Raw genomic sequence first — 22181 nt, 5'->3', positions numbered from 1 at the left:
ATGGGAGGCCTGCACGACGGTCGCGAGTAGGGTGCGTGCCATGACATGGCTGGTCACCGGCGGTGCCGGGTACATCGGGTCGCACGTCGTCCGCGCGTTCCGCGAGGTCGGGCTGGGTGCGGTCGTCCTCGACGACCTGTCGAGCGGCCACGCCTCGTTCGTGCCCGACGACGTGCCGTTCGTCCAGGGCTCGATCCTCGACGCCGAGCTCGTCGCCGCGACGCTCGCCGAGCACGGCGTGACCGGCGTCGTGCACCTCGCGGGCTTCAAGTACGCCGGCGTGTCGGTCGACCGACCCCTGCACACGTACGAGCAGAACGTCACCGGCACCGCGCACCTGCTCGCCGCGATGGCCACGAGCGGCGTCGACAAGATCGTGTTCTCGTCGAGCGCGGCCGTGTACGGCACCCCCGACACCGACCTGGTGACCGAGCAGACCGCGACGGCCCCCGAGTCGCCCTACGGCGAGTCCAAGCTCATCGGCGAGTGGCTGCTGCGCGACCAGGGCCGCGCGACCGGCCTGCGCCACACGTCGCTGCGCTACTTCAACGTGGTCGGATCGGGCACCCCCGAGCTGTTCGACTCGAGCCCGCACAACCTGTTCCCGCTCGTGCTCGACGCGCTCGCGGCCGGTCGCACGCCCCGCATCAACGGCGACGACTACCCGACGCCGGACGGCACGTGCGTGCGCGACTACGTGCACGTGGCCGATCTGGCCACCTCGCACGTCGCCGCGGCGCGCGCGCTGGCGGAGGGCCGCGCGCTCGACCCCGTCTACAACCTGGGCTCGGGCGACGGCGTCTCGGTGCGCCAGATCATGACGGCCATGGCCGAGGCGACGGGCATCGACTTCGAGCCCGAGGTCGCCCCGCGGCGTCCCGGTGACCCGGCCCGCATCGTCGCCTCCGGCAAGAACGCCGCCCGCGACCTCGACTGGACCATGCGCCACACCCTCGCCGACATGGTCACCTCAGCCTGGCGCTCCCACCCCACCCCCTGACCCCACCCCCCATTCGCCGGGTGGTGGGTCGGTGGGGTGGAGGTGGGTGGCCAGGTGGTCGAGGGTGGACTCGGAGCCGGCGTAGACGCCTTCGGGGCGGGGCCAGTGGACGACGACGTCCGTGAAACCCAGGGCAGCGGCGCGCTCGACGCCCTCGAGGGCGAGGCCCGGCGAGCTCAGCGAGTACAGCGGGGCGCCGTCGAGGTTCAGGTAGCGGCGCGTCGGACCCGCACCGGGCCCTGAGACCGCCTGCTCTCTCGCGACCACGTCGTCGAACACGCGCACCATGTCCGCGAGACCCGCCCACCACCGCTCCTGCGCCTGGCCGGGCGTCAGCCCCGGGTCGTCGGGCTCGGGGCCGAACGTCGGCCCGAACGTCGCCCAGCCCTGACCGTGGCGTGCCGCGACCGCCATGGCCCGCGGCCCGTTCGCCGCGACCACGAACGGCACCCGTGGCTGCGTGAGCGTGCCGGGCACCATGCGCGCGCCGTGGGCCTCGTAGAACTCGCCCGCGTGCTCGGTCACGGGTTGCGTGAGCAGCGCGTCGAGCAGCCCCACGAACTCCTCGAACCGGCGCGTGCGCTGCGGCCGGGTGAGCGGCGCACCCAGCACGGACGCGTCGAAGCCCTCGCCTCCCGCGCCGACGCCGAGCACGAACCGGCCGCCGCTGATGTCGTCGAGGCCCAGCACGTCCTTGGCGAGCGGCACCGGGTGCCGGAAGTTGGGCGAGGTGACCCACGTCCCCAGCCCGATGCGCGTCGTCACGGCCGCCGCGGCGGCCAGCAGCGGCACCGTCGCGAACCAGGGCTCGTCCGCGAGCGAGCGCCACGCCAGGTGGTCGTAGGTCCAGGCGTGGTCGAACCCGTACTCCTCGGCCCGCTGCCACCGTTCCCGCGCGACGGCCCAGCGCTCCTGCGGCAGCAGGACGACACCCACACGAACACCCAGATCCATACGAGAACGCTAACCGCCGCCCGCTGAGCCCCTGCCACGGCGGCGGCGGCGGGGCCCCGGCGCCTCAGGCCCAGCCGAGCTCGTGCAGACGCGCGTCGTCGATGCCGAAGTGGTGGGCGATCTCGTGCACCACCGTGACCGCGACCTCGTCGACCACCTCGTCGCGGTCGGCGCAGATCGCGAGCGTCGGGTTGCGGAAGATCGTGATGCGGTCCGGGAGCGAGCCCATCGCCCACGAGTCTCCGCGCTCGGTCAGCGGCGTCCCGTCGTACACCCCGAGCAGCTCGGGGTCGTCCGCGGGCGCGTCGTCCTCGACCAGCACCACCACGTTGTCGATCTGCGCCGCGAGCTCGGGCGGGATGAGGTCGAGAGCGTCGCTCACGGCGAGCTCGAAGTCCTCGCGGGACATGTGCACCATGGACCCATCTTCCCTCGGTTATGCTTGTCCAGGTTCGCAGCGGGAGACCGCTGAGAACCCGGTTGACCTGCGCTTTTGGTGTTTGGCGCAGCAGACCGTATGGTTAACACCGGTCTGAAGACGCCTCGACGTCAGGGGCAGTCCCGCCCCCATCGTCTAGCGGCCTAGGACCCCGCCCTTTCACGGCGGTAGCACGGGTTCGAATCCCGTTGGGGGTACGAGCAGTACTGCAGGAACCTTGTCTCACCACAAGGCCCCGTAGCGCAGTTGGTTAGCGCGCCGCCCTGTCACGGCGGAGGTCGCGGGTTCAAGTCCCGTCGGGGTCGCTCGATACGCACCCGGTCATCTGACCGGGTGTTGTCGGTTCGGCCACTTAGCTCAGTTGGTAGAGCGTTCGACTGAAAATCGAAAGGTCGGCAGTTCGACCCTGCCAGTGGCCACAGAGAACGTCCACGAGAACGAGCCCCGCCCGGGATCCGGTGCGGGGCTTCGTCGTTCCCGGGGCCGTCCTGGCGCCGCGGTCGCCCCCGTCCACCGGATGCACGGTCGGCACTTCCGGGCCAGGGTTGGCAGCGGACCTCGGCACCCCGACCGGCGGCCGACGACTCAGCGCTGAGGAGACGGCCACGTCCCCCCACCCCCCGGAGGACCACGTGATCGATGAGACACGTCGCACGACAGCACCTGCACAGCAGGGAGGACACCGATGAAGATGCCTGAGGTGCGCGGCGAGGTCGGAGCTGCCGTCGGGACGCTGCTGAGCTCCGACCCCGGCCAGGCCGGCACGGGCGCGGCCCACGCCGCCGTCGACGCGGCGCTCGCTCGTTCGCAGGACGTGCTGCGCGACGAGGACCTGCAGGCGACGCTGTTCACGCTCTACGCGCTGCACTACCGCGGCGTGGAGGGCGTGGACGACCGGTGGGAGTGGTCGCCGGAGCTCCTGGGCCTGCGGGCGCGGATCGAGGAGGCGTTCGAGTCTGTCCTGCGCGCCCAGGTCGACGTCCCGGAGGACGTCGGTGCCAGCGGCGACGACGTCGCCACCGCCCTGTTCGCCCTCGCGGCGGCTGACGGTGGGCCCGGCCTGTCGGGCTACGTGGCCAAGCGCGCCACCGACGACCAGCTCCACGAGCTGCTGATCCACCGCTCGGTGTACCAGCTCAAGGAGGCCGACCCGCACACCTGGGCCATCCCCCGGCTCGCGGGCGGACCCAAGGCGGCGCTGGTCGAGATCCAGGCGGACGAGTACGGCGGCGGCGACCCGGAACGCATGCACTCGGCACTGTTCGCCGGCACGATGCGCGGCCTCGGCCTGGACGACACCTACGGCGCCTACGTCGACCAGCTGCCCGCTGTCACCCTCGCCTCGGTCAACATGATGTCGATGTTCGGGCTGCACCGCCGCCTGCGCGGGGCGATCGTCGGGCATCTCGCCGCGTTCGAGATGACGTCGTCGCTGCCGAACAGGCTCTACGGCAACGGCTTCCGTCGGCACGGGTACGACGCGGCCGTCACGTGGTACTTCGACGAGCACGTCGAGGCGGACGCCGTGCACGAGCAGATCGCCGGCCGCGACCTCGCCGGCAAGCTGGTCGAGCAGGAGCCGGCCCTGCACCATGACGTGCTGTTCGGTGCGGCCGCGTGCCTGCACGTGGACGGGCTCGTGGGCGCCCACCTCGTGGAGCGCTGGGAGCGCGGGGAGACGGCCCTGCGGCAGCCGTCGGCGGCGGCCCAGACCCTGGGGCGACGCGCATGAGCGACCGCGACGACGCGAAGGCGCGCGTCTCGGCGGGAGAGGTGCCTGCCCCGAGGCCCCGGCCCACCGTGGTCGTGCCCTGCCCCGACGGGCCCCTCCTCGTGCGGGGAGACGTCGAGATCCGCACACCGTCCGGTGAGCCCGTCCCCCGCCGTCGTCGGACGGTGGCGCTGTGCCGCTGCGGGGCCACCGGGATCGCACCCTTCTGCGACGGGTCGCACAAGGCCGTCGGGTTCCGCACCACGGAGCCCCCGGCCTGAGGTCCTGACCGCCGCGCGGGGGGCGCCGGCCTCAGCGGGCGTCGGCCCCCGGGTGCGCGGCGTCGAGGGCCACGTCGAGGTCCTCGAGGATCCGGCGCCCCTCGTCGACGTCCCACGGGGTGCCCGAGAGCTCGAACTCGAACAGCATGGGCCGCCCCGAGCGACGCGCGATCTCCCGCGCGGCCATCTGGTAGTGCCGCCCGAAGTTCCGGTTGCCCGATCCCATGACCCCCACGAGCCGGCGCCGGTTCACGTCCGAGCGCAGGAAGCGGCGCACAGCCTCGGGGATCGTGTCGTTGCTGTCGTTGCCGGTCTTGTACGACGGGGTGAGCAGGACCCACGGCCCGTCGACCTCGCTGAGCCGGTGCTCGCGCTCGGCGAGGTTGAAGACGGGCCGGTCGAGGCGCTCGGCGAACGCGCGCACGAGCCCGCTCGCGCTCGAGTAGTAGTAGAGCGGGGTGGGACGCATCGTCCGATGCAACCAGCGCGCGAGGGCGCACCGGCCGGACGATGGTCCCTGCGGCGCGGTGTCGTGCACCACGCTGTCGTCCACCACGCTGCGTACGCCCGTGCGCACGCCCGTCGACCGGACGACGTGCCCCGCCGCACGTCGTCCGGTCGACGCGGCGGCTCAGGCGGCGGCAGCAGCCTCGGCGTGGGCCTCGGCGATCGCCGCCTCGACCTCCTTCTTGTCCGCCTTGAGCTGCTTCTTGAGGATCTTCCGCCCCCGCGTGAGCGCGGCGTCGACGCGGGCCTGCACGTCCTCCGCCGCGACGATCAGCACCGCGCTCTGCCCCGCGTCGAGCTCGTCTCCGAGCTCCTTGATGTCCTTGCGGCTCACCCCGCCCGCGACGTGCCCGGTGATGGCCCCCAGCACGAGACCGCCGCCCGCACCCCAGGCGAGCCCTGCCCCGATCGCGACGGCCGGGAACAGCGCCGAGAGGGCACCGACGGCCAGGCCGATGCCGAGACCGGCCACGCCGCCCTGGACCACGGGCTGCTCGTGCCGCTTGACGATCTTGACCTTGCCGTCGTCGCGGTGGGTCACGACCGCGGCGTCGTACGTGTCGCCCAGGTCCCAGTCCTCGTAGAGCGCTCGTGCGGCGTCGTAGTCCGCGAGGGCGTCGTCCACGTTGTCGTAGGTGTTGACGATGATGACGAACTCGTCCAGTGCCATGGTGTGACTCCGTTCGATGTGCTCCGTCGGGTGGCGCGGTCGCCGGCTGCTGCCGACCGGGACGCGGTGGATGTCGGGAGGTTCACGGGCGCGGGTCGCGCCGCGTCACGGGCGGCGCACGGCCGCACGTCCTTCGCCATCGAAGATCCCCCGGTCTTCTGCACGGACTTCTGCACCACCCCTGGATCTCCATCTAAGGCGAGTCCCCACGGCCCGCAACCGCCCGGCCCCGGCGGCCCACGTCCCAACGGCCGGACCGACATGTCTTGCCGCGTCCCGGCTCACCGTCGTCGCAGGTCCGCGGGCCTAGGCTGTCGCGCGCGACGACAACGACGACGGAGGCACCCCCTGTGAGCGAGACCACCGGCACCGAGCGACCGCGCTCTGGCCGATTCTTCGACCGCTTCGCCGAACCGTTCACGGGCATGGCACGCGACAAGATCACGCAGGTCGAGGACAAGGTCCGGGCGTCCCTGCAGGCCGAGATCGACGCGGTGAGCCGATCGGTCAAGGCCCGTGCCGTCGAGATCCGCCCGAGCGCGATCGCGTTCGGGGGGGCGGCGCTGCTGACGCTGTTCGGCATCGCCCTGTTCCTGGCTGCCGCGGTCGTCGCCCTGTCGGCGGTCGTGTGGCTGTGGCTCGCGCTCCTGATCATCGGGGCGGCCGTGGTGCTGGCCGCCGCCGGGCTGGCCGCGTGGGGGCGGCACCGCCTCCCCCAGCCGACCCGCGTGGTTCCTCCGCCCCTCGAGCCGGAGCTCGAGGAGCTGATCCACCCCTGGGCCGACTGAGCGGTTACGGCGTGCTGAACGCGCATCCGGCGGCCAGGACCACCAGACTGTGACCAGCAACGCACACACCGCGTGCGGACGGAGGGTGAGGTCATGTCCACGGGATCGCAGTGGGAGTCCGACGAACGACGTTCGATCGGCAAGCTCGTCGGTCAGCTGAGCGAGCAGGGTGCACGTCTGGTGCGCGCCGAGATCGACCTGGCCAAGGCCGAGATGGCGGCGACCGCGAAGAAGGCCGGCGTCGGGATCGGGCTCCTCGTGGGTGCCGGGTTCTTCGGCTTCTTCGCGTTCGCGACGCTGGTGGCCACGGCGGTGCTGGGTCTGGCGAACGCGGTCGACGCCTGGCTCGCCGCGCTGATCATCGCGGTCGTGCTGCTGGTCATCACCGCGATCCTCGCGCTGCTGGGCAAGAACAAGCTGCAGTCGGGGACACCGCCGGTCGAGTCCACCAAGGAGAACCTCAAGCTCGACGTCGACGCCGTCAAGGGAGGAATGCACTCGTGAGCACCGACCCCAAGATCACAGCCCTCGAGGCCGAGCTCGCGGCCACCCGTGCCGAGCTGGCCGCCACGGTCGACGAGCTGAGCACCCGCCTCGACCCGCGCACCCAGGCCTCCGAGGCGGTCGAGAACGGCCGCAAGCTGGTGCGGGACGCCGTGGGCACCGACCCGAAGGCGGACCCCTCGGCCCGCAAGCGGGCCCGCATCGTCCTCGGCGCGGCCGCCGGGGTGGTCGGGCTCGTCGTGACGGGCATCATCCGCCGGCACTGACCGCCCGTACTCGGGGGGCGCGGGCCGACCAGGCCGACCACAGGTGCTGCGCGGCATACCCGCGCCAGGGGCTCCATCGCAGCGCGTGCGCCGCCGTCGCGCGCACGTCGACCGGTGCACCGGTGCCTCCGGGCAGCTCGGCCAGGGCGCGCCGCAGCACGAGGTCGCCTGCGGGGAACACGTCGGCGCCGCCCCACGCCCGGAGCTCGACGTAGTCGACGGTCCACGGGCCGATGCCGGGCAGGGCGAGGAGCTGGGCGCGCACCCGAGCGGGGTCGACGTCGGGTCCGGGTTCGAGCGGGAGGCCGCCCAGGACCGCGCGGGCGAGCACGCCGACGGTCGATGCACGTCCGGTGTTGAGCCCGAGCTCGCGCATCGCCGCGACGGGCAGCCCGGCGAGCCGTGCGGGGCTGGGGAAGGCCAGGAGCCCGCGGGGACCGGGAGAGCCGTAGGCCGCGACGAGCCGACCGGCCACGGTGCGGGCCGCGGCCGTCGAGACCTGCTGGCCGAGGACCGCCCGGACCGCGAGCTCGAACGGGTCGCAGGTGCCGGGCACCCGGAGCCCGGGCCGGGTGGCGAGCAGCGGTCCGATCAGCGGGTCGTCGCCGAGCGCGGCGGCGACGTGCGCGGGGTCGATGTCGAGGTCGAGCCAGCGCCGCAGGCGCCCGCAGGCCCGCTCGTGCGCCGCGAGCGGGCCGCCCTCGAGCCGCACCTCGACCCGCGTGCCGTCGGCGCTGAGCAGCACGGTCGCGACCACGGCGTCCTCGCCAGGGACGCCGTGGACGATCCGCGTGACGGCGTAGGCGTGCGGGCCGGGCGCGGCGAGGACCTCAGCACGCTCGAGACCAGGGATCGCGCGGTCCGCGACGTGCCGGAACCACGCGCCCGCGTCGAACGGCCCGCGGTGCGGGAGCTCGACGAGCGACGTGCCGCCGGGGTGGTGCGTGGCGGCAGAGACGGCGTGGCTCATGCCTCCAGCATCGACCACTGGACTGACACGTGGACTGACACGCAGGTCACGACCAACGCGTGATGTGCGCGCTCACATGCCGCGCTGACGCGCGACCTTCAGCGAGGCGGACGGTGCGCGCGGAGCAACGCTCAGGCCTTGCCCTCGCGCGGCTGCGGGACGCCGTTGAGGAGCTCGCGGACCTCGGACTCGCGGTATCGGCGGTGTCCACCGAGCGTGCGGATCGAGGACAGCTTGCCCGCCTTCGCCCACCGGGTCACGGTCTTCGGGTCGACGCGGAACAGCGTGGCGACCTCGGACGGGGTGAGCAGGGCCTCGGACTCTGCGGGGTGTGCGGACATCGACTGCCTCCAGGTGGCGCACGACCCGCGGTCCGGGACATCGTGTCCCGTGGGTCGTGCAGTCTCGTGTGTCGTACTTCCAACCGAGGCACCACCGGTGAGCTCCGCGAGCGGAAGCTCAGGTGATGCCCTGCCCCCTGCAGCGCTGCCGCTCAGCATGACGTACCTGGTCGAAAGCCGCATATGGTTCGCGGGTCGAACGGCTGATTCTCACGAACGTCTCATGCAGACAGTGCGTATCGGTCACAACCAGAGTAATCCCTACCGTCCGGTCGGTGCAGCCCCAGTCCACCCAGACCGACCGTGTGAGCACCGTCGCCCCCCACGGGTCGGACGCGAGTGGTAGGAATAGCGGCCGAGCATGTACCGTTGCCCCACGAAGAGACGATTCAGCACCCCGGGGCCGCACGTGTACGCACGGTGCCGCCCCGCATCCACGTAAGAGGGGGTCGATGCCATGGGGCGCGGCCGTCAGAAGGCTAAGCAGACGAAGGTCGCTCGGGAGCTGAAGTACTTCAGCCCGGAGACCAATTACCGAGCTCTCGAGCAGGAGCTCACGTCGCGAGGCCGCAACGATGTCGTGACCGACAGCCGCCGTGCTGTGGACACAGACGATGACGCGGATGGGCCAGGCGAGCACCGTTCCTGGCCTGACGAGCGCTGACCCTCCGAACGAGGTTCAGCGCAGCCACGTCGCTGTCCCCGACGCACCGCGCACCTGCGCTGTGCGGCGGGACGGCGACGGTCTCTTCGGATCGCACCCACTGACCCCGCCCGGCGCCGCGCAACGAACCGCGCGGCCACCGGGCCGGACCTCTCACGCCGGACCTCTCACGCCGTGCGGTAGCTCCCGGCCATCCGCACGGCACCTGCCTGCACACCCTTGGTCCCTGTGACGAGCTCGCTGTCGCCGGCCACGTCGCGCAGCGGGTCGAGGTCACGGACGGCTCCGAGCTCCCAGGCCGGCAGCCCGAGCTCGGCGGCGTGCGCGAGCACCCCGTCGACTGCCTCGGGAGCGACGATCGCCACCATGCCGACACCGAGGTTCAGCGTGCTCTCGAGGTCGCCCCACGGCACCTGGCCGAGCGTGCGCACCATCTCGAAGACCGGCGGGAGCACCCAGCTGCCCCGCTCGACGTCGGCCACCAGCCCGGCCGGCAGCACGCGCGCCACGTTGGCCGCGAGCCCGCCGCCGGTGACGTGCGAGAACGCGTGCACCCCGCCCGCTGAACGCTCCACGAGCGCCAGGCAGTCGGTCGCGTACACCCGCGTCGGGACCAGCAGCTCCTCGCCGAGCGTGCGACCCAGATCGGGCACGTGCCGCTCGAGCCCCCAGCCCGCGATCTCGATGACCTTGCGGACCAGCGAGTAGCCGTTCGAGTGCAGCCCGCTCGACCCGAGCGCGACCAGCACGTCGCCCGCGCGCACCCGGTCGGGGCCCAGCAGCGCGTCGGCCTCGACCACGCCCGTCGCGGCACCGGCCACGTCGTACTCGTCGGGGCCCAGCAGACCCGGGTGCTCGGCCGTCTCGCCGCCCACGAGCGCCGTGCCGGCCACCTCGCAGGCCGCAGCGATGCCGCGCACGATGCCGGCGATGCGCTCGGGGACGACCCGGCCGCACGCGATGTAGTCGGTCATGAACAGCGGCTTGGCGCCGACCACGACGATGTCGTCCACGACCATGCCGACGAGGTCGAAGCCGATCGTGTCGTGGATGTCGAGCGCCTGCGCGATCGCGACCTTGGTGCCCACGCCGTCGGTCGAGGTCGCGAGCAGCGGACGCCGGTAGCCCACGAGCGCCGAGGCGTCGTAGAGACCCGCGAAGCCGCCGACCCCGCCCAGCACCTGGGGACCGTGCGTCGCACGCACCGCGTCCTTCATGAGCTCGACGGCCTTGTCGCCCGCGTGCGTGTCGACCCCGGCGGCGGCGTACGTGACGCCCTGCGGCGCGGTCACGGGTGTTCCAGGGCGGTCGATCCGCCAGGTCCGGTCAGCAATGTCGACAACCCGTCCTCCGGGGCCCCCAGCGGGAGCTCGTTCTGCTCGAGCAGGTTCTTCCCGAGCCGCGACTCGGGAGGGAGCTCGATGGGATATCTGCCGCTGAAGCACGCTGTGCACAGCTGCGAGGCTGGTTGCTCGGTGGCGGCGATCATGCCCTCCATCGAGATGTACCCGAGCGAGTCGGCGCCCAGCGACGACGCGATCTCGTCGGGTGACAGGCCGTTCGCGATGAGCTCGGCGCGGGTCGCGAAGTCGATGCCGTAGAAGCACGGCCACTTCACGGGCGGCGAGCTGATGCGCACGTGCACCTCGGCGGCGCCGGCCTCGCGCAGCATCCGCACGAGCGCCCGCTGGGTGTTGCCGCGCACGATCGAGTCGTCGACCACCACGAGCCGCTTGCCGCGGATCACGTCGCGCAACGGGTTGAGCTTGAGCCGGATGCCCAGCTGGCGCAGCGTCTGCGACGGCTGGATGAAGGTGCGTCCCACGTAGGCGTTCTTGGTCAGCCCCTGACCGAACGGGATGCCCGACGCGGCCGCGTAGCCGACGGCCGCGGGCGTCCCTGACTCGGGCACGGGGATGACCAGGTCGGCCTCGACGGGGTGCTCGAGCGCGAGCCGGCGGCCCATGTCGACGCGCGCGGCGTGCACGGAGCGGCCCGCGATCGAGGTGTCGGGCCGGGCCAGGTACACGTACTCGAACACGCAGCCCGCGCGCTCGACGGGGGCGAACCGCTGGGTGCGCAGGCCGTCCGCGTCGATCGCGATGAACTCGCCGGGCTCGACCTCGCGCACGAACGACGCACCCACGATGTCGAGCGCGGCGGTCTCCGAGGCCACGACCCAGCCGCGCTCGAGACGGCCCAGGACGAGCGGGCGCACGCCCTGCGGGTCGCGCGCGGCGTAGAGCGTGTGCTCGTCCATGAAGACGAGGCAGAAGGCCCCGCGCAGCCGCGGCAGCACCTCGAGCGCGGTGGCCTCGAGCGTGTGGTCCGGGTCGCCCGCGAGCAGGGCCGTGACCAGCGCGGTGTCGGTCGTGTTGCCGCGGGCCAGCTCGCCGCGTCGCTGCGGGCCGTACCGCTCGGCGACGAGGTCGACGAGCTCGGCCGAGTTGGTGAGGTTGCCGTTGTGCCCCAGGGCGATCGTGCCGCCCGAGGTCGCGCCGAGCGTCGGCTGGGCGTTCTCCCACGTGCTCGCGCCGGTCGTGGAGTAGCGCGTGTGCCCGATCGCGATGTGCCCGGTCAGGGCGTTGAGGGCCGTCTCGTCGAAGACCTGGGACACGAGCCCCATGTCCTTGTAGACCAGCAGCTGCTCGCCGTTCGAGGTCGCGATGCCCGCGGACTCCTGCCCACGGTGCTGCAGCGCGTACAGCCCGAAGTAGGTGAGCTTGGCGACCTCTTCACCTGGCGCCCAGACCCCGAAGACACCGCAGGCGTCCTGGGGGCCTTTCTCGGCCGGTAGAAGGTCGTGGGTCAGAAGTCCGTCTCCGCGAAGGGCCACGTGCTCCATGGTCGCACAGGTGACTGAGGCCACGTTCCCGCGATCCGAGGATCGGAAGGGCGCGCGCTCAGCGGCCGCGCAGGCTCCGGCGGTCCGCCAGGACGGCGAGCGCCCCACCCACGAAGGCGCCCAGCACACCGAGCCCGAGCGCCATGAGGAGCCGCACCGAACCGCGCCCGTCGAGCACCGAGACGAACCCGGTGCCGTCGGCCTCGAAGTAGTCGCCCGTCGCCAGGACCTGCACGAGCACCACGGCCACCACGACCCCCACGAGGGCGCCGGCGGTCATGAACGGCCGGTAGCGGGGCGCGCGGCGCACAGTGACGGGGGTGGCGACGCGCGCCAGCTCGGCCTCGGTGGGGAGGCGTGGCTGGTCACCCACGGGCTGGTCGCTCACGGGCGGTTCGCTGTGCTGGGGCTGCGGCTCGGACACCCGACGATGGTAGGTCAGCCGCATGAGACCGGACGAACCTCCCGGCGCCGCGGTGCGACCTGCGTCTCAGGGCGCCCTCAGGACGTGCGGCGCCGCGTCGCCTGGAGCGGGAGCCACGCCGTGAGGTCGGCCCGCTCGCCCGAGGCAGAGACCGCGCCCGACGCGACAGCCTCATCCCACCCGAGCTCGCCCGTGGCGAGGGCCAACCACGTCTGCGGGTCGGTCTCGACGACGTTGGGCGGGGTGCCGCGGGTGTGCCGCGGACCCTCGATCGCCTGCACCGCGCCGTCGGGGGGCACCCGCACCTCGACCGAACGCCCCGGGGCGACGTCGGCCAGCTCCTCGAGCGTGAACCGCACCGCGGTGCGCCGTACCGCGACCGGCACGTCACCGCCCGCGTCGCGCCACTGCCCGACGGCCACGCGTCCCTCGGCCGGATCCGTCCGTCGTCGCACACCCATGCCCCGATCATGCCCGAGCCGCCGCGGCCCGACGGCGACCGTTGTCACGGGGCCCGGAGCGGGCCGCTCACCACGCCGCGTTGCGGGCCAGCTCGAGCGCGCCCGCCTCCCACCACGTCCCGGCCTCGGGTCCCCCGTTGCACGGGCCGTCGCTCTCCCCCGGCAGCTTGACCCACAGCAGCGCGTCGAGCCCGCGCTCGCCGACCACGCGGGGCCGTTCGCCGAGCGCCCGGCCTGCCGGGTTGCACCAGTTCCCGCCGTCGCCGCCGTTGCCGTTGCGCGAGGTGTCGATCACGAACGGCTTGCCCCCGACGCGCGCCGAGACCTGCTCGCCCCACGCCCGCGAGGCGTCGGTGGGCTGGAAGTTCGACGTGTTGAACGCGAACCCCGCCGCATGGTCGAAGCCCACGAGGTCGAGCTTCTCGGCGGCCTGGTCGGGGGTGAGCCACGCCGAGTTCCCGATCTCGAGGTAGACGCGCGCCCCGGCCCGCTCGGTGAGGGACTTCGCGGCGTACCTGAGGTACCCCGCGCGGTCGCCCTGCCCGTCGCACGTGCCGATCTGGGGGAGGGCGTCGGGCTCGAGGACCACCCACGGGTGCCCCACCATGCTGTCCGCGACCGCGTCGACCCAGGCCGCGTACCTGCTCTGCTCGATGCCGCCCTGCGAGTACCAGCCGCAGTCGCGGCCGGGGATGGCGTAGACGACCACCACCGGCGTCTTGCCCGCGGCGACCGCGCGCGTGGTGTAGTCGCGCACCTCCGCGCGAGCCTGCTCCGCCCCGTTCCAGTCGTCGACCCAGAAGGCCTGGGGCGTCTGCGCGATCTTGTCGAGCAGCCGCTTGGTCTCGCCTGTCGCGGCAGCGGCCGCGCGGTACGCCTGGGTGTCGGGGTTGACGTAGAACCGGGCGCCCGCCACGGTCTCGGTGGCGGTGGGGGCGGCTGCGGTGGGCGCATCGGGCGTCCCCGACGGGGTCCCGGTCGTGGCGTCGGGGGCGTCGGGTGCGGTCGGGCTCGCGGACGGTTCGGCGGCGGGTGCGACCGGGTCCGCCGCGGACGCGGTCGTCGTGGGGGTCGACGGGACCGACGTGGCGCTCGGGTCGCCGGTGGTGCACGTGCGGCCGTTGAGCCGGAACGACGTAGGGGCTGTGTTCGCGCCCTTCCAGGACGCGTCGAACGAGAAGCTCGCCGTGCCGCCCGTCGGCACCGGGGCGTCCCGGTGCTGGCTCGCGACCCGCACCGCGGTGTCCGTGGTCGTGGCCGTCCCGTTCGCGACCGAGGTGATCCGCTGGCCGCTCGGCCACGTCCACCCGACGGTCCACGAGGTGACCGGGTCGCCGAGGTTCGTCACCGACACGTCGGCCGAGAAGCCCCGGGCCCACTGGTTCGTCACCGTGTAGTCGACCCGGCACCGGGTGGCCGACCCCTGCGCGGCCTCGGACACGAGCGCGACCGACCCGGCCACGACCAGCACCCCCGCCACCGCGACCGCGATGGTCGTGGTCCTCCGCCTCATCCCGCTCCCGTCCGCGTCGTCCGACGCACCTCGACCACACGGTGCGCGCGACCCCGGTCGAGGATGAGGAAACACGACGGCGGGCCCGCGCACCAGGGCTTCGGCGAACTCTCATCAGAACGCCATCTGGGAGGACACCCTCGCACGACGGACGCCGGTCGACCCGCCCGGGGGGCTGCGGGTCGACCGGCGTCCGTCAGGGGTGCGCCGTCAGCGGCGGCTCACCACTTCGCGTTGCGCGCCATCTCCAGGGCGATCTCCTGCCACCACCGGCCGGCGGCGGGGCCGCCGTTGCACGTGCCGTCGCTCTCGCCGGGCAGCTTGACCCACAGCAGCGCGTCGAGCCCGCCGCTGCCCACCGCCGTCGGCCGCTCACCGAGCGCCCGGCCCCGGGGGTTGCACCACTCGCCGTTCGAGCCGTTGCCGTTGCGCGAGGTGTCGATCACGAAGGTCTTGCCGCCGGTCAGGCCCGAGATCGTCCTGCCGTAGGCCGTCGATGCCGCTGTGGTCTGGTAGTTCGACGTGTTGAGCGCGAAGCCCACGGCGTACTCGAAGCCCACCAGGTTCAGGCGCCGCGCCGCCTCGGAGGCACCCAGCCAGCTCGAGTGCCCGACGTCCAGGTACACGCGGGCGCCCTTCAGCGTCAGGGCCTTCGCGGCGTACTGGAGGTACGCCACCCGGTCGCCCTGGCCCGAGCAGTCGCCGAGCTGCGCGAGCGCGTCGGGCTCGAGCACGACCCACGGCTTGCCCTTGATGCCCGCCGCGACCGTGTCGATCCACCGCGCGTACTCGCTCGTCGCGACCCCGCCGCCCGAGTACGAGCCGCAGTCGCGGCCGGGGATCGCGTACACCACGAGCAGCGCGGTCTTGCCCGCGGCCAGCGCCCGTCCGGTGTAGTCCGCGACGCCGGCCGCCGCGACCGCGGAGTCCGCCCAGTCGCCGACCCAGTAGCCCTGCGGCGTCTGCCCGATCTTGTCGAGCAGCGTCTTCGTCTCGCCCGACGCAGCGGCCGCCGCACGGGCTGCCTGCGTGGTCGGGTCGACGTAGAAGCCGCTCGTGACCGGCGGCGGCGTGACAGTCGGGGTGGGGGTCGGTGTCACGGTGGGTGTGGCGGTGGAGGTGGGCGTGGCGGTGGCGGTGGCCGTCGGCGAGGTGGTGGTCACCGTGCCCGTGCAGGCCGTCCCGTTGAGCCGGAACGACGTGGGCACCGGGTTGGACCCGCTCCATGAGCCGTTGAACCCGAAGCTCGTGCGGGCGCCCGTCGAGAGCGAACCGTTCCACGGCAGGCTCGCGACCGACACCGTGGTGCCGGTCTGGGTCGCCGTGCCGTTCCACAGCTGGGTCACCTTCTGCCCGGCCGCGAAGGTCCACTCGACGGTCCAGGACGTCACGGGGTCACCCAGGTTCGTGACGGCCACGTCGGCGCCGAACCCGCTGCTCCACTGGTTGGTGATGCTGTAGTCGACACGGCAGCCGGGGGCCGCCTGGGCCGTGGTGGCGGTGACGAGACCGACTCCGGTCACGGTGAGCAGGCTCGCGCTCAGCAGAGCGGCGGCCTTCCTGCGCTGGGACATGGATCTCTCCGTCGACGAGGGGAGCGACCGACGGGACGTCGTCCGGACCCGCGTCGCTGCTGTCGGGAGTCGACACAACCGTCTCTGGGCGGTGGACGCCAGGCCTCGTGCGACATCCGCGACGTCCGAAACGTTTCGCCTCCGTCGCGCCCCTGCTCTCCGCCGCTCAGGCGGGCGGACGCGTCCGCGAGCGGTAGGCCCGGGCCTGCTTCTTGACGCGCGCCCGGTCCTGCGCCGCGAGGGCCGCGTCGGCGCGGCGGGCCTGGAACGCCATCTCGCGGCCGAGCCGCTGCCAGCTGTCGAACCGGCGCTCGGGCAGGCTGCCGTCGTCGAGCGCCGCCCGCACCGCGCACCCCGGTTCACGGCCGTGCGCGCAGTCCGCGAACCGGCACCCCTTCGCGAGCGCCTCGACGTCCGCGAAGGTGGCGTCGAGCGCGTCCTCGTCCGCGACCACCCCGACGCCGCGGATGCCCGGGGTGTCGATGAGCATCGCGCCGTGACCCAGCGGCACGAGCTCACGGTGGGTCGTGGTGTGCCGCCCGCGGCCGTCCGCGCGACGCTCACCCGTCTCCATGACCGGCGCCCCGGCGAGCGCGTTGACGAGCGTCGACTTCCCCGCCCCCGAGGGTCCGACCAGCACGATCGCGACGTCGGGCGCGAGCAGGGCACGCAGCGGATCGAGCCCCTCGCCGCAGCCCGCGCTCACCACGTGCACGTCGACGCCGAGCGCCACCTCGCGGACCTCGGCGGCCAGCCCCGACGGGTCCGGGACCAGGTCGGCCTTGGTGAGCACCACGACGGGCCGCGCGCCCGAGCGCCACGCCAGCACCAGCAGCCGCTCGATGCGCCCCAGGTCGGGATCGGGGTCGAGGTGCTCGGCGACCAGCACCACGTCCACGTTCGCGGCCATCACCTGGGTGCGGGACGTCCCCCCTGCGGAGTCCCGCACGAGCGCGCTGCGGCGCCGCACCAGCGCGGTGACGACCGCCGTGCCGTCGGCCCGCTCCCCCACCACCACCAGGTCGCCGACGGTGGGTGCGGTGCGCTCGCCGTCCGGCCCCGGCACGAGCCCGTCGTGGTCGAGCCCCACCCGCACGGGCTCGACATGCACCTCAGGCGCGTGCAGGGCGCCGTCCGGCACCAGCAGGACGGCGCCACGGTCGACACGGGCGACGCGTCGGGCTCCAGGGACCATGCCGCGACGCTAGGACGGCGAGCACCCACCGGCCACCGAATTTCCAGGGTGCCGGCACGACCGCCGGGAGGATCAGATGATGCCGAGCGCCAGCATCGCGTCGGCGACCTTGGTGAAGCCCGCGATGTTCGCGCCCATCACGTAGTTGCCCGGGTGGCCGTACTCGTCAGCGGTGAGCGCGCACCGGTCGTGGATGCCCGACATGATCGCGGCCAGCCGGTCCTCGGTGTAGTCGAAGGACCACGAGTCGCGGCTCGCGTTCTGCTGCATCTCGAGGGCCGACGTCGCGACCCCGCCCGCGTTGGCGGCCTTGCCGGGGGCGAACAGAACGCCGGCCTCCTGGAACAGGGCCACGGCCTCGGGCGTCGTCGGCATGTTCGCGCCCTCGGCGACCGCCACCACGCCGTTGGCGAGCAGCCGGCGGGCGTCCGACGCGTCGAGCTCGTTCTGCGTCGCGCACGGCAGCGCCACGTCGGCCTTGACGTCCCACACCCGGGCCCCGGCGCGGAACGCCGCCCCGTCACCGCGGCGCTCGGCGTACGTCGCGAGGCCAGCTCGCTCGACCTCCTTGACCTGCTGGAGGAGCGCGACGTCGATGCCCTGCTCGTCCACGACCGAGCCGGTCGAGTCTGAGCACGCGACGACGTGCGCGCCGAGCTGCTGGGCCTTCTCGATCGCGTAGATCGCGACGTTGCCCGATCCGGAGACGACGACCCGCCTGCCGTCGAGGTCCTTGCCGGCCGTGCGCAGCATGTTCTCGGCGAACAGCACGGTGCCGTAGCCGGTGGCCTCGGTGCGCACGAGCGAGCCGCCCCACGACACGCCCTTGCCCGTCAGGACCCCGGACTCGTAGCGGTTCGTGATGCGCTTGTATTGGCCGAACAGGTAGCCGATCTCCCGGCCACCCACCCCGATGTCGCCCGCCGGGACGTCCGTGTACTCGCCGATGTGGCGGTACAGCTCCGTCATGAACGACTGGCAGAAGCGCATGACCTCGCCGTCGGAACGACCACGCGGGTCGAAGTCCGAGCCGCCCTTGCCGCCACCGATGGGCATGCCCGTGAGCGAGTTCTTGAAGACCTGCTCGAAGCCGAGGAACTTCACGATGCCCAGGTACACCGACGGGTGGAACCGCAGCCCGCCCTTGTACGGGCCGAGCGCCGAGTTGAACTCGACGCGGAAGCCGCGGTTGATCTGCACGCGACCCTGGTCGTCGACCCACGGCACCCGGAAGATGATCTGCCGCTCGGGCTCGCAGATGCGCTCGAGCACAGCGGCGTCGACGTACTGGGGGTTCTTGCGGAGCACGGGACCGAGGCTGTCGAAGACCTCGCGGACCGCCTGGTGGAACTCCAGCTCACCGGGGTTCCGGCGCAGCACCTGCTCCAGCACGGTCTCGAGCTGTACGGTCACGGTCACGACTGCACTCCCTTCGTCCTCGCCCGCAGCCGGGCGCGCCCCGTTGCTGGGGGGCGCCGGCGCGAGGACGTCCGTCCTCTGAGCGTGGCACGACGCGGCGCGCCGGGCCTCTGGGCCCCCGACGGTCAGCCGGGGGCTCCGGTCATCTCACCCGAAGTGCGCCGGGAGAGTCTGTGCGGCGGCCGCACGGGCCTCGTCGAGCGGCAGGGTGAACAGCCCCTCGACCTCGACCGCGGGCACGTGCGCGTGCTCGGTGACCGAGGCCCCCGACACGGCGCCGGCGCCGGCGCTGCACGTCTCCGCCGTCACGCCGATGCGCAGGGCCGGGACGCCGCGCGCGGTGCACAGGTCCGCGAACCGGACCTCCTCGCTGCGCGGGACGGCCACGAGGGCACGAGCGCCGGACTCGGAGAACAGCGCGGCGAACGGGCTCACCCCGTCGCGCTCGCACAGCCCGGCGAGGCTGACCTGCGCACCCGTGCCGAAGCGCAGGCTCGCCTCGACGAGGGCCTGCGCGAGGCCGCCCTCGGAGAGGTCGTGCGCGGCGTCCACCAGGTCGTCGCGGCTCGCGTGGGCCAGCACCTCGGCCAGCCGGCGCTCGGCGTCGAGGTCGACGCGCGGCGGCAGGCCACCCAGGTGCTCGTGCACCACGTCGGCCCACGCCGAGCCGTCGAGCTCGTCGCGCGTGGTCCCCAGCAGGTAGATGGCCTGGCCCGGCGTGGTCCAGCCCGACGGGGTCGCGTCGGCCACGTCGTCGATCACGCCGAGCACGCCGACCACCGGGGTCGGGTGGATCGAGGAGTCGATGCGGCCGGGCTCACCCGTGCCGTTGTAGAGGCTGACGTTGCCGCCCGTGACGGGCACCCCCAGCACCTGGCACCCGTCGGCGAGCCCGCGGATGGCCTCGACGAGCTGCCACATCGCGTCGGGGTCCTCCGGGCTGCCGAAGTTCAGGCAGTCGGTCACCGCGAGCGGGCGGGCGCCCGTGGTGGCGACGTTGCGGTACGCCTCCGCGAGCGCGAGCTGCGCACCGGTGTACGGGTCGAGCTTGGTGTAGCGGCCGTTCGCGTCGGTCGCGAGCGCGACCCCGAGCCCGGTCTCCTCGTCGACGCGGACCACGCCCGAGTCGTCGGGCTGGGCCAGGGCCGTGTTGCCCTGCACGAAGCGGTCGTACTGGTCGGTCACCCACGCCTTCGACGCGAGGTTCGGCGAGGCGAGCAGCCGCAGCAGGGTCGCGCGCAGCTCGTCGGGAGTCGAGGGACGCGCGGCGCGGTCGGCCGCGTCACCGCTGATCGAGTCCGCGTTGAGGCCGTCCTGCCACGCGGGCCGGGCGAACGGGCGGTGGTAGACCGGACCCTCGTGCGCGACGGTCTTGGGGTCCACGTCCACGATGCGCTCGCCGTCGTGGTCGATGGTCAGTCGGCCGGTGCCGGTGACCTCGCCGATGATCGCCGTCTCGACGTCCCACTTGCCCGTGATGGCCAGGAACTCGTCGAGCTTCTCGGGCGTGACGACCGCCATCATGCGTTCCTGCGACTCCGACATGAGGATCTCGCCGGCCGTCAGGGTCGGGTCGCGCAGCAGCACGTTCTCGAGGTCCACGTGCATGCCGCCGTCACCGTTCGACGCGAGCTCGCTCGTGGCGCACGAGATGCCCGCGGCGCCCAGGTCCTGGATGCCCTCGACCACGCGCGCGGCGTAGAGCTCGAGGCAGCACTCGATGAGCACCTTCTCCATGAACGGGTCGCCCACCTGCACCGACGGGCGCTTCGAGGGCTTCTCGTCGTCGAACGTCTCGCTCGCGAGGATGGACGCGCCGCCGATGCCGTCGCCGCCCGTGCGCGCCCCGAACAGGACGATCTTGTTGCCGGTGCCCGACGCGTTCGCGAGGTGGATGTCCTCATGCCGCAGCACCCCGAGACACAGGGCGTTGACGAGCGGGTTGCCCTGGTAGCAGGCGTCGAACACGAGCTCGCCGCCGATGTTCGGCAGACCGAGCGAGTTGCCGTAGCCGCCCACGCCCGCGACCACGCCGTGCACCACGCGCGCCGTGTCGGCGTGGTCGATCGCACCGAACCGCAGCTGGTCCATGACCGCCACGGGACGCGCGCCCATCGAGATGATGTCGCGCACGATGCCGCCGACGCCCGTCGCCGCACCCTGGTAGGGCTCGACGTACGACGGGTGGTTGTGCGACTCGACCTTGAACGTGACCGCCCAGCCGTCACCGATGTCCACGACGCCCGCGTTCTCGCCGATGCCCACCAGCAGGTGCTTCTTCATCTCGGGGGTGGTCTTGTCGCCGAACTGGCCCAGGTGCACCTTGGACGACTTGTACGAGCAGTGCTCGGACCACATCACCGAGTACATCGCGAGCTCGGCGGCCGTGGGGCGCCGGCCCAGGATGTCGCGGATCCGCTGGTACTCGTCGGGCTTGAGGCCCAGCTCCGCGAAGGGCTGCTCCTGCTCGGGGGTCGCTGCGGCGTGCTCGACCGTGTCCGAGTGACGTCGGGCGTCGGTCGCGTGCGGGGCGGGGGCGTTCTGAGGCGCGCTGGTCATCGATTCCCTCGAGTGGGTGGCCCGGACGGCAGGGTCCGCGGGGTCCGTCGGAAGACCAGGCCAGGCTACCGGCGTCCCCGGGTCCCCGGGCCCGGCGACCAGGGTGCGGGCACGCCGTCGAGGCGGGACGGACGGACCGGCAGTCATGGTCTGGTCGCGTCCGAGCCGTCGAGTGCTCCAGCCGCTTCTCGACGGCGGGTTACGGTGCCACCGTGCTGAGGAGGACGAGGACCGAGCGACGTGCCGCGGTGCCGGCGGTGACGCTGGCGCTCGGGGCGGCCCTGCTCGCGGGATGCACCGGCACCGCCACGCCGGCGCCGTCACCGCCGACGGTCACGACGCCCGGTCCGGCCCGGACGCCCTCCCCCGGGCCGCGCACAGCCGACGACGTCCGGGCGCACGGCGCTCCGCTCACAGCGGGTGACGTGACGCTCACCGCGGCGGCCACGGCCGGCGACCCGCGCACCGAGACGCTCGACGACGGGTCGGTGCGACTCACCCTCGCCGTGGCCGACGCGACCGCCGCACCCGCGCTCGTCGTGACCCTGGCGGCGCCGTCGGGCAGCACGTTCGACGTGCTGGGGGACGGTTCGGTGGAGCTGCGCGACCCCGACGGCGCGTTGACGGGCGGGCTCGCGGCTCCGACGACGACCACGTCGGGCGACGCGCTCAAGGCCCGGTTCACGGCCGTCGGCGACGACATCCTCGAGCTCAGCGTCACGGCACTCACCAGGGCGGCGACCCTGCCCGCGGGCACCGTGACGCTGTGGTTCGGCACCCGGATGCTGGACGACCCGGCCGACTGGGGCGAGCGCGAGGGGGGCAGGTCGCTCGCGGTGCGCCCGACCACGTGGGCCCGCGCCGGTGGGCTCGCCGCGCAGGAAGGCGTGTGGGCGGCCGTGATCGCGCAGGAGCCCGAGGCCGACACGAACGGCATGCACGACCAGCTGCTGTGCCACGCGGTCGGCGCCCCCGACAAGGCCGCCTGGAACCTCGAGCCGTGGCGGCCCGACGTCGGTTCGCTCGCGACACTCGCGGCCCGCTGCAACCCCACCTGACCGGGCGGGCTCTCGTGGGCTGATGCACCGCACCGCGA

At 73.1% G+C, this 22181-nt stretch carries 23 protein-coding genes and 3 tRNA genes; 11 read left to right on the top strand and 15 right to left on the bottom strand.

What is annotated here, in order from left to right:
- The first annotated feature begins 40 nt into the window (after nucleotides 1-40).
- On the top strand, nucleotides 41-1000 hold the full coding sequence (gene galE / locus ACGIF2_RS12050; protein WP_396046909.1) for a UDP-glucose 4-epimerase GalE: 960 nt from the start codon (nucleotides 41-43) through the stop codon (nucleotides 998-1000).
- Here galE and ACGIF2_RS12045 read toward each other — a convergent pair.
- The gene (locus ACGIF2_RS12045; protein ID WP_396046907.1) at nucleotides 971-1954 is read right to left on the bottom strand and encodes an LLM class flavin-dependent oxidoreductase; all 984 of its coding nucleotides are present in this window, start codon (nucleotides 1952-1954) and stop codon (nucleotides 971-973) included. The two genes, galE and ACGIF2_RS12045, sit on opposite strands and share 30 nt — an antisense overlap.
- Nucleotides 1955-2018: 64 nt before the next feature.
- Entirely contained in the window at nucleotides 2019-2372 is a 354-nt protein-coding gene (locus ACGIF2_RS12040) for a metallopeptidase family protein (RefSeq protein ID WP_396046905.1), read from the bottom strand.
- A gap of 145 nt (nucleotides 2373-2517) precedes the next feature.
- Between ACGIF2_RS12040 and ACGIF2_RS12035 the strand changes: the two genes are divergently transcribed.
- From ACGIF2_RS12035 to ACGIF2_RS12015, 5 genes are all read left to right on the top strand, one after another.
- Nucleotides 2518-2590 (top strand) — tRNA-Glu (locus ACGIF2_RS12035).
- A 34-nt stretch (nucleotides 2591-2624) separates the two neighbouring features.
- Nucleotides 2625-2698: transfer RNA gene (locus ACGIF2_RS12030), tRNA-Asp, on the top strand.
- A gap of 41 nt (nucleotides 2699-2739) precedes the next feature.
- Nucleotides 2740-2812 (top strand) — tRNA-Phe (locus tag ACGIF2_RS12025).
- Nucleotides 2813-3078: 266 nt separating this feature from the next.
- A complete protein-coding gene (locus ACGIF2_RS12020; protein WP_396046903.1) occupies nucleotides 3079-4125 on the top strand; it encodes an iron-containing redox enzyme family protein in 1047 nt (348 codons plus the stop codon).
- Complete coding sequence (locus ACGIF2_RS12015) at nucleotides 4122-4385, top strand: CDGSH iron-sulfur domain-containing protein (RefSeq protein ID WP_396046901.1); 264 nt, start codon at nucleotides 4122-4124, stop codon at nucleotides 4383-4385. Before ACGIF2_RS12020 ends, ACGIF2_RS12015 begins: the two co-directional genes overlap by 4 nt.
- A 31-nt stretch (nucleotides 4386-4416) precedes the next feature.
- On the opposite strand, the gene nrdI is transcribed toward ACGIF2_RS12015, so the two are convergent.
- Nucleotides 4417-4854 carry a class Ib ribonucleoside-diphosphate reductase assembly flavoprotein NrdI gene (gene nrdI / locus ACGIF2_RS12010; RefSeq protein ID WP_396046899.1) on the bottom strand — a complete coding sequence of 146 codons (438 nt, stop codon included), beginning with the start codon at nucleotides 4852-4854 and terminating at the stop codon, nucleotides 4417-4419.
- A gap of 162 nt (nucleotides 4855-5016) precedes the next feature.
- Complete coding sequence (locus ACGIF2_RS12005; protein ID WP_396046897.1) at nucleotides 5017-5562, bottom strand: DUF1269 domain-containing protein; 546 nt, start codon at nucleotides 5560-5562, stop codon at nucleotides 5017-5019.
- A gap of 350 nt (nucleotides 5563-5912) precedes the next feature.
- Between ACGIF2_RS12005 and ACGIF2_RS12000 the strand changes: the two genes are divergently transcribed.
- The 3 genes from ACGIF2_RS12000 to ACGIF2_RS11990 all read left to right on the top strand — a co-directional run bounded on the left by ACGIF2_RS12000 (nucleotide 5913) and on the right by ACGIF2_RS11990 (nucleotide 7120).
- Nucleotides 5913-6350 carry a phage holin family protein gene (locus ACGIF2_RS12000; RefSeq protein WP_396046895.1) on the top strand — a complete coding sequence of 146 codons (438 nt, stop codon included), beginning with the start codon at nucleotides 5913-5915 and terminating at the stop codon, nucleotides 6348-6350.
- Between the two features lie 93 nt (nucleotides 6351-6443).
- Nucleotides 6444-6854, top strand: a complete 411-nt coding sequence (locus ACGIF2_RS11995; protein WP_396046893.1) for a phage holin family protein — start codon at nucleotides 6444-6446, stop codon at nucleotides 6852-6854.
- The gene (locus tag ACGIF2_RS11990) at nucleotides 6851-7120 is read left to right on the top strand and encodes a DUF3618 domain-containing protein (RefSeq protein WP_396046891.1); all 270 of its coding nucleotides are present in this window, start codon (nucleotides 6851-6853) and stop codon (nucleotides 7118-7120) included. The genes ACGIF2_RS11995 and ACGIF2_RS11990 overlap by 4 nt, the downstream gene beginning before the upstream one ends.
- Here ACGIF2_RS11990 and ACGIF2_RS11985 read toward each other — a convergent pair.
- Nucleotides 7104-8090 carry a DNA-3-methyladenine glycosylase 2 gene (locus ACGIF2_RS11985; RefSeq protein ID WP_396046889.1) on the bottom strand — a complete coding sequence of 329 codons (987 nt, stop codon included), beginning with the start codon at nucleotides 8088-8090 and terminating at the stop codon, nucleotides 7104-7106. The genes ACGIF2_RS11990 and ACGIF2_RS11985 overlap by 17 nt on opposite strands.
- A gap of 131 nt (nucleotides 8091-8221) precedes the next feature.
- The gene (locus ACGIF2_RS11980; RefSeq protein ID WP_066586452.1) at nucleotides 8222-8431 is read right to left on the bottom strand and encodes a BldC family transcriptional regulator; all 210 of its coding nucleotides are present in this window, start codon (nucleotides 8429-8431) and stop codon (nucleotides 8222-8224) included.
- Nucleotides 8432-8888: 457 nt separating this feature from the next.
- Between ACGIF2_RS11980 and ACGIF2_RS11975 the strand changes: the two genes are divergently transcribed.
- Entirely contained in the window at nucleotides 8889-9095 is a 207-nt protein-coding gene (locus ACGIF2_RS11975; RefSeq protein ID WP_396046886.1) for a DUF3073 domain-containing protein, read from the top strand.
- 167 nt (nucleotides 9096-9262) lie between these two features.
- On the opposite strand, the gene purM is transcribed toward ACGIF2_RS11975, so the two are convergent.
- From purM to purL, 9 genes are all read right to left on the bottom strand, one after another.
- Complete coding sequence (gene purM / locus ACGIF2_RS11970) at nucleotides 9263-10387, bottom strand: phosphoribosylformylglycinamidine cyclo-ligase (RefSeq protein WP_396046884.1); 1125 nt, start codon at nucleotides 10385-10387, stop codon at nucleotides 9263-9265.
- Complete coding sequence (gene purF / locus ACGIF2_RS11965; protein WP_396046882.1) at nucleotides 10384-11931, bottom strand: amidophosphoribosyltransferase; 1548 nt, start codon at nucleotides 11929-11931, stop codon at nucleotides 10384-10386. The genes purM and purF overlap by 4 nt, the downstream gene beginning before the upstream one ends.
- A gap of 67 nt (nucleotides 11932-11998) precedes the next feature.
- The gene (locus ACGIF2_RS11960) at nucleotides 11999-12364 is read right to left on the bottom strand and encodes a histidine kinase (protein ID WP_396046880.1); all 366 of its coding nucleotides are present in this window, start codon (nucleotides 12362-12364) and stop codon (nucleotides 11999-12001) included.
- A 77-nt stretch (nucleotides 12365-12441) separates the two neighbouring features.
- Nucleotides 12442-12825, bottom strand: a complete 384-nt coding sequence (locus tag ACGIF2_RS11955; RefSeq protein ID WP_396046878.1) for a sterol carrier family protein — start codon at nucleotides 12823-12825, stop codon at nucleotides 12442-12444.
- Nucleotides 12826-12892: 67 nt separating this feature from the next.
- Complete coding sequence (locus tag ACGIF2_RS11950) at nucleotides 12893-14338, bottom strand: glycoside hydrolase family 6 protein (RefSeq protein WP_396046876.1); 1446 nt, start codon at nucleotides 14336-14338, stop codon at nucleotides 12893-12895.
- 221 nt (nucleotides 14339-14559) lie between these two features.
- Complete coding sequence (locus ACGIF2_RS11945) at nucleotides 14560-15912, bottom strand: glycoside hydrolase family 6 protein (RefSeq protein ID WP_396046874.1); 1353 nt, start codon at nucleotides 15910-15912, stop codon at nucleotides 14560-14562.
- A 166-nt stretch (nucleotides 15913-16078) separates the two neighbouring features.
- On the bottom strand, nucleotides 16079-17107 hold the full coding sequence (gene rsgA, locus ACGIF2_RS11940) for a ribosome small subunit-dependent GTPase A (RefSeq protein ID WP_396046872.1): 1029 nt from the start codon (nucleotides 17105-17107) through the stop codon (nucleotides 16079-16081).
- A 72-nt stretch (nucleotides 17108-17179) separates the two neighbouring features.
- The gene (gene gdhA / locus ACGIF2_RS11935; protein WP_396047045.1) at nucleotides 17180-18520 is read right to left on the bottom strand and encodes an NADP-specific glutamate dehydrogenase; all 1341 of its coding nucleotides are present in this window, start codon (nucleotides 18518-18520) and stop codon (nucleotides 17180-17182) included.
- Nucleotides 18521-18673: 153 nt separating this feature from the next.
- Nucleotides 18674-21085, bottom strand: coding sequence for a phosphoribosylformylglycinamidine synthase subunit PurL (gene purL / locus ACGIF2_RS11930; RefSeq protein WP_396046869.1), 2412 nt, complete (start codon nucleotides 21083-21085; stop codon nucleotides 18674-18676).
- 212 nt (nucleotides 21086-21297) lie between these two features.
- On the opposite strand from purL, the gene ACGIF2_RS11925 reads away from it, so the two are divergent.
- Nucleotides 21298-22143, top strand: coding sequence for a DUF2599 domain-containing protein (locus tag ACGIF2_RS11925; RefSeq protein WP_396046867.1), 846 nt, complete (start codon nucleotides 21298-21300; stop codon nucleotides 22141-22143).
- The last annotated feature ends 38 nt before the right edge of the window (nucleotides 22144-22181 follow it).

Source organism: Cellulomonas sp. P22, assembly GCF_044392165.1.
The sequence above is the reverse complement of the archived record's forward strand: the minus strand, read 5'-3'. Positions and strand labels throughout refer to the sequence as shown.

Bases quoted from the DNA above. Each gene is read 5' to 3' on its own strand.
- rsgA (WP_396046872.1), bottom strand. From the start codon at position 17,107: ATGGTCCCTGGAGCCCGACGCGTCGCCCGTGTCGACCGTGGCGCCGTC.
- nrdI (WP_396046899.1), bottom strand. From the start codon at position 4,854: ATGCGTCCCACCCCGCTCTACTACTACTCGAGCGCGAGCGGGCTCGTG.
- ACGIF2_RS12015 (WP_396046901.1), top strand. From the start codon at position 4,122: ATGAGCGACCGCGACGACGCGAAGGCGCGCGTCTCGGCGGGAGAGGTG.
- ACGIF2_RS11975 (WP_396046886.1), top strand. From the start codon at position 8,889: ATGGGGCGCGGCCGTCAGAAGGCTAAGCAGACGAAGGTCGCTCGGGAG.
- ACGIF2_RS12040 (WP_396046905.1), bottom strand. From the start codon at position 2,372: ATGGTGCACATGTCCCGCGAGGACTTCGAGCTCGCCGTGAGCGACGCT.
- galE (WP_396046909.1), top strand. From the start codon at position 41: ATGACATGGCTGGTCACCGGCGGTGCCGGGTACATCGGGTCGCACGTC.
- ACGIF2_RS12005 (WP_396046897.1), bottom strand. From the start codon at position 5,562: ATGGCACTGGACGAGTTCGTCATCATCGTCAACACCTACGACAACGTG.
- ACGIF2_RS11955 (WP_396046878.1), bottom strand. From the start codon at position 12,825: ATGGGTGTGCGACGACGGACGGATCCGGCCGAGGGACGCGTGGCCGTC.
- ACGIF2_RS11995 (WP_396046893.1), top strand. From the start codon at position 6,444: ATGTCCACGGGATCGCAGTGGGAGTCCGACGAACGACGTTCGATCGGC.
- ACGIF2_RS11950 (WP_396046876.1), bottom strand. From the start codon at position 14,338: ATGAGGCGGAGGACCACGACCATCGCGGTCGCGGTGGCGGGGGTGCTG.
- purL (WP_396046869.1), bottom strand. From the start codon at position 21,085: ATGACCAGCGCGCCTCAGAACGCCCCCGCCCCGCACGCGACCGACGCC.
- ACGIF2_RS12020 (WP_396046903.1), top strand. From the start codon at position 3,079: ATGAAGATGCCTGAGGTGCGCGGCGAGGTCGGAGCTGCCGTCGGGACG.
- ACGIF2_RS11980 (WP_066586452.1), bottom strand. From the start codon at position 8,431: ATGTCCGCACACCCCGCAGAGTCCGAGGCCCTGCTCACCCCGTCCGAG.
- ACGIF2_RS11985 (WP_396046889.1), bottom strand. From the start codon at position 8,090: ATGAGCCACGCCGTCTCTGCCGCCACGCACCACCCCGGCGGCACGTCG.
- ACGIF2_RS11945 (WP_396046874.1), bottom strand. From the start codon at position 15,912: ATGTCCCAGCGCAGGAAGGCCGCCGCTCTGCTGAGCGCGAGCCTGCTC.
- ACGIF2_RS12045 (WP_396046907.1), bottom strand. From the start codon at position 1,954: ATGGATCTGGGTGTTCGTGTGGGTGTCGTCCTGCTGCCGCAGGAGCGC.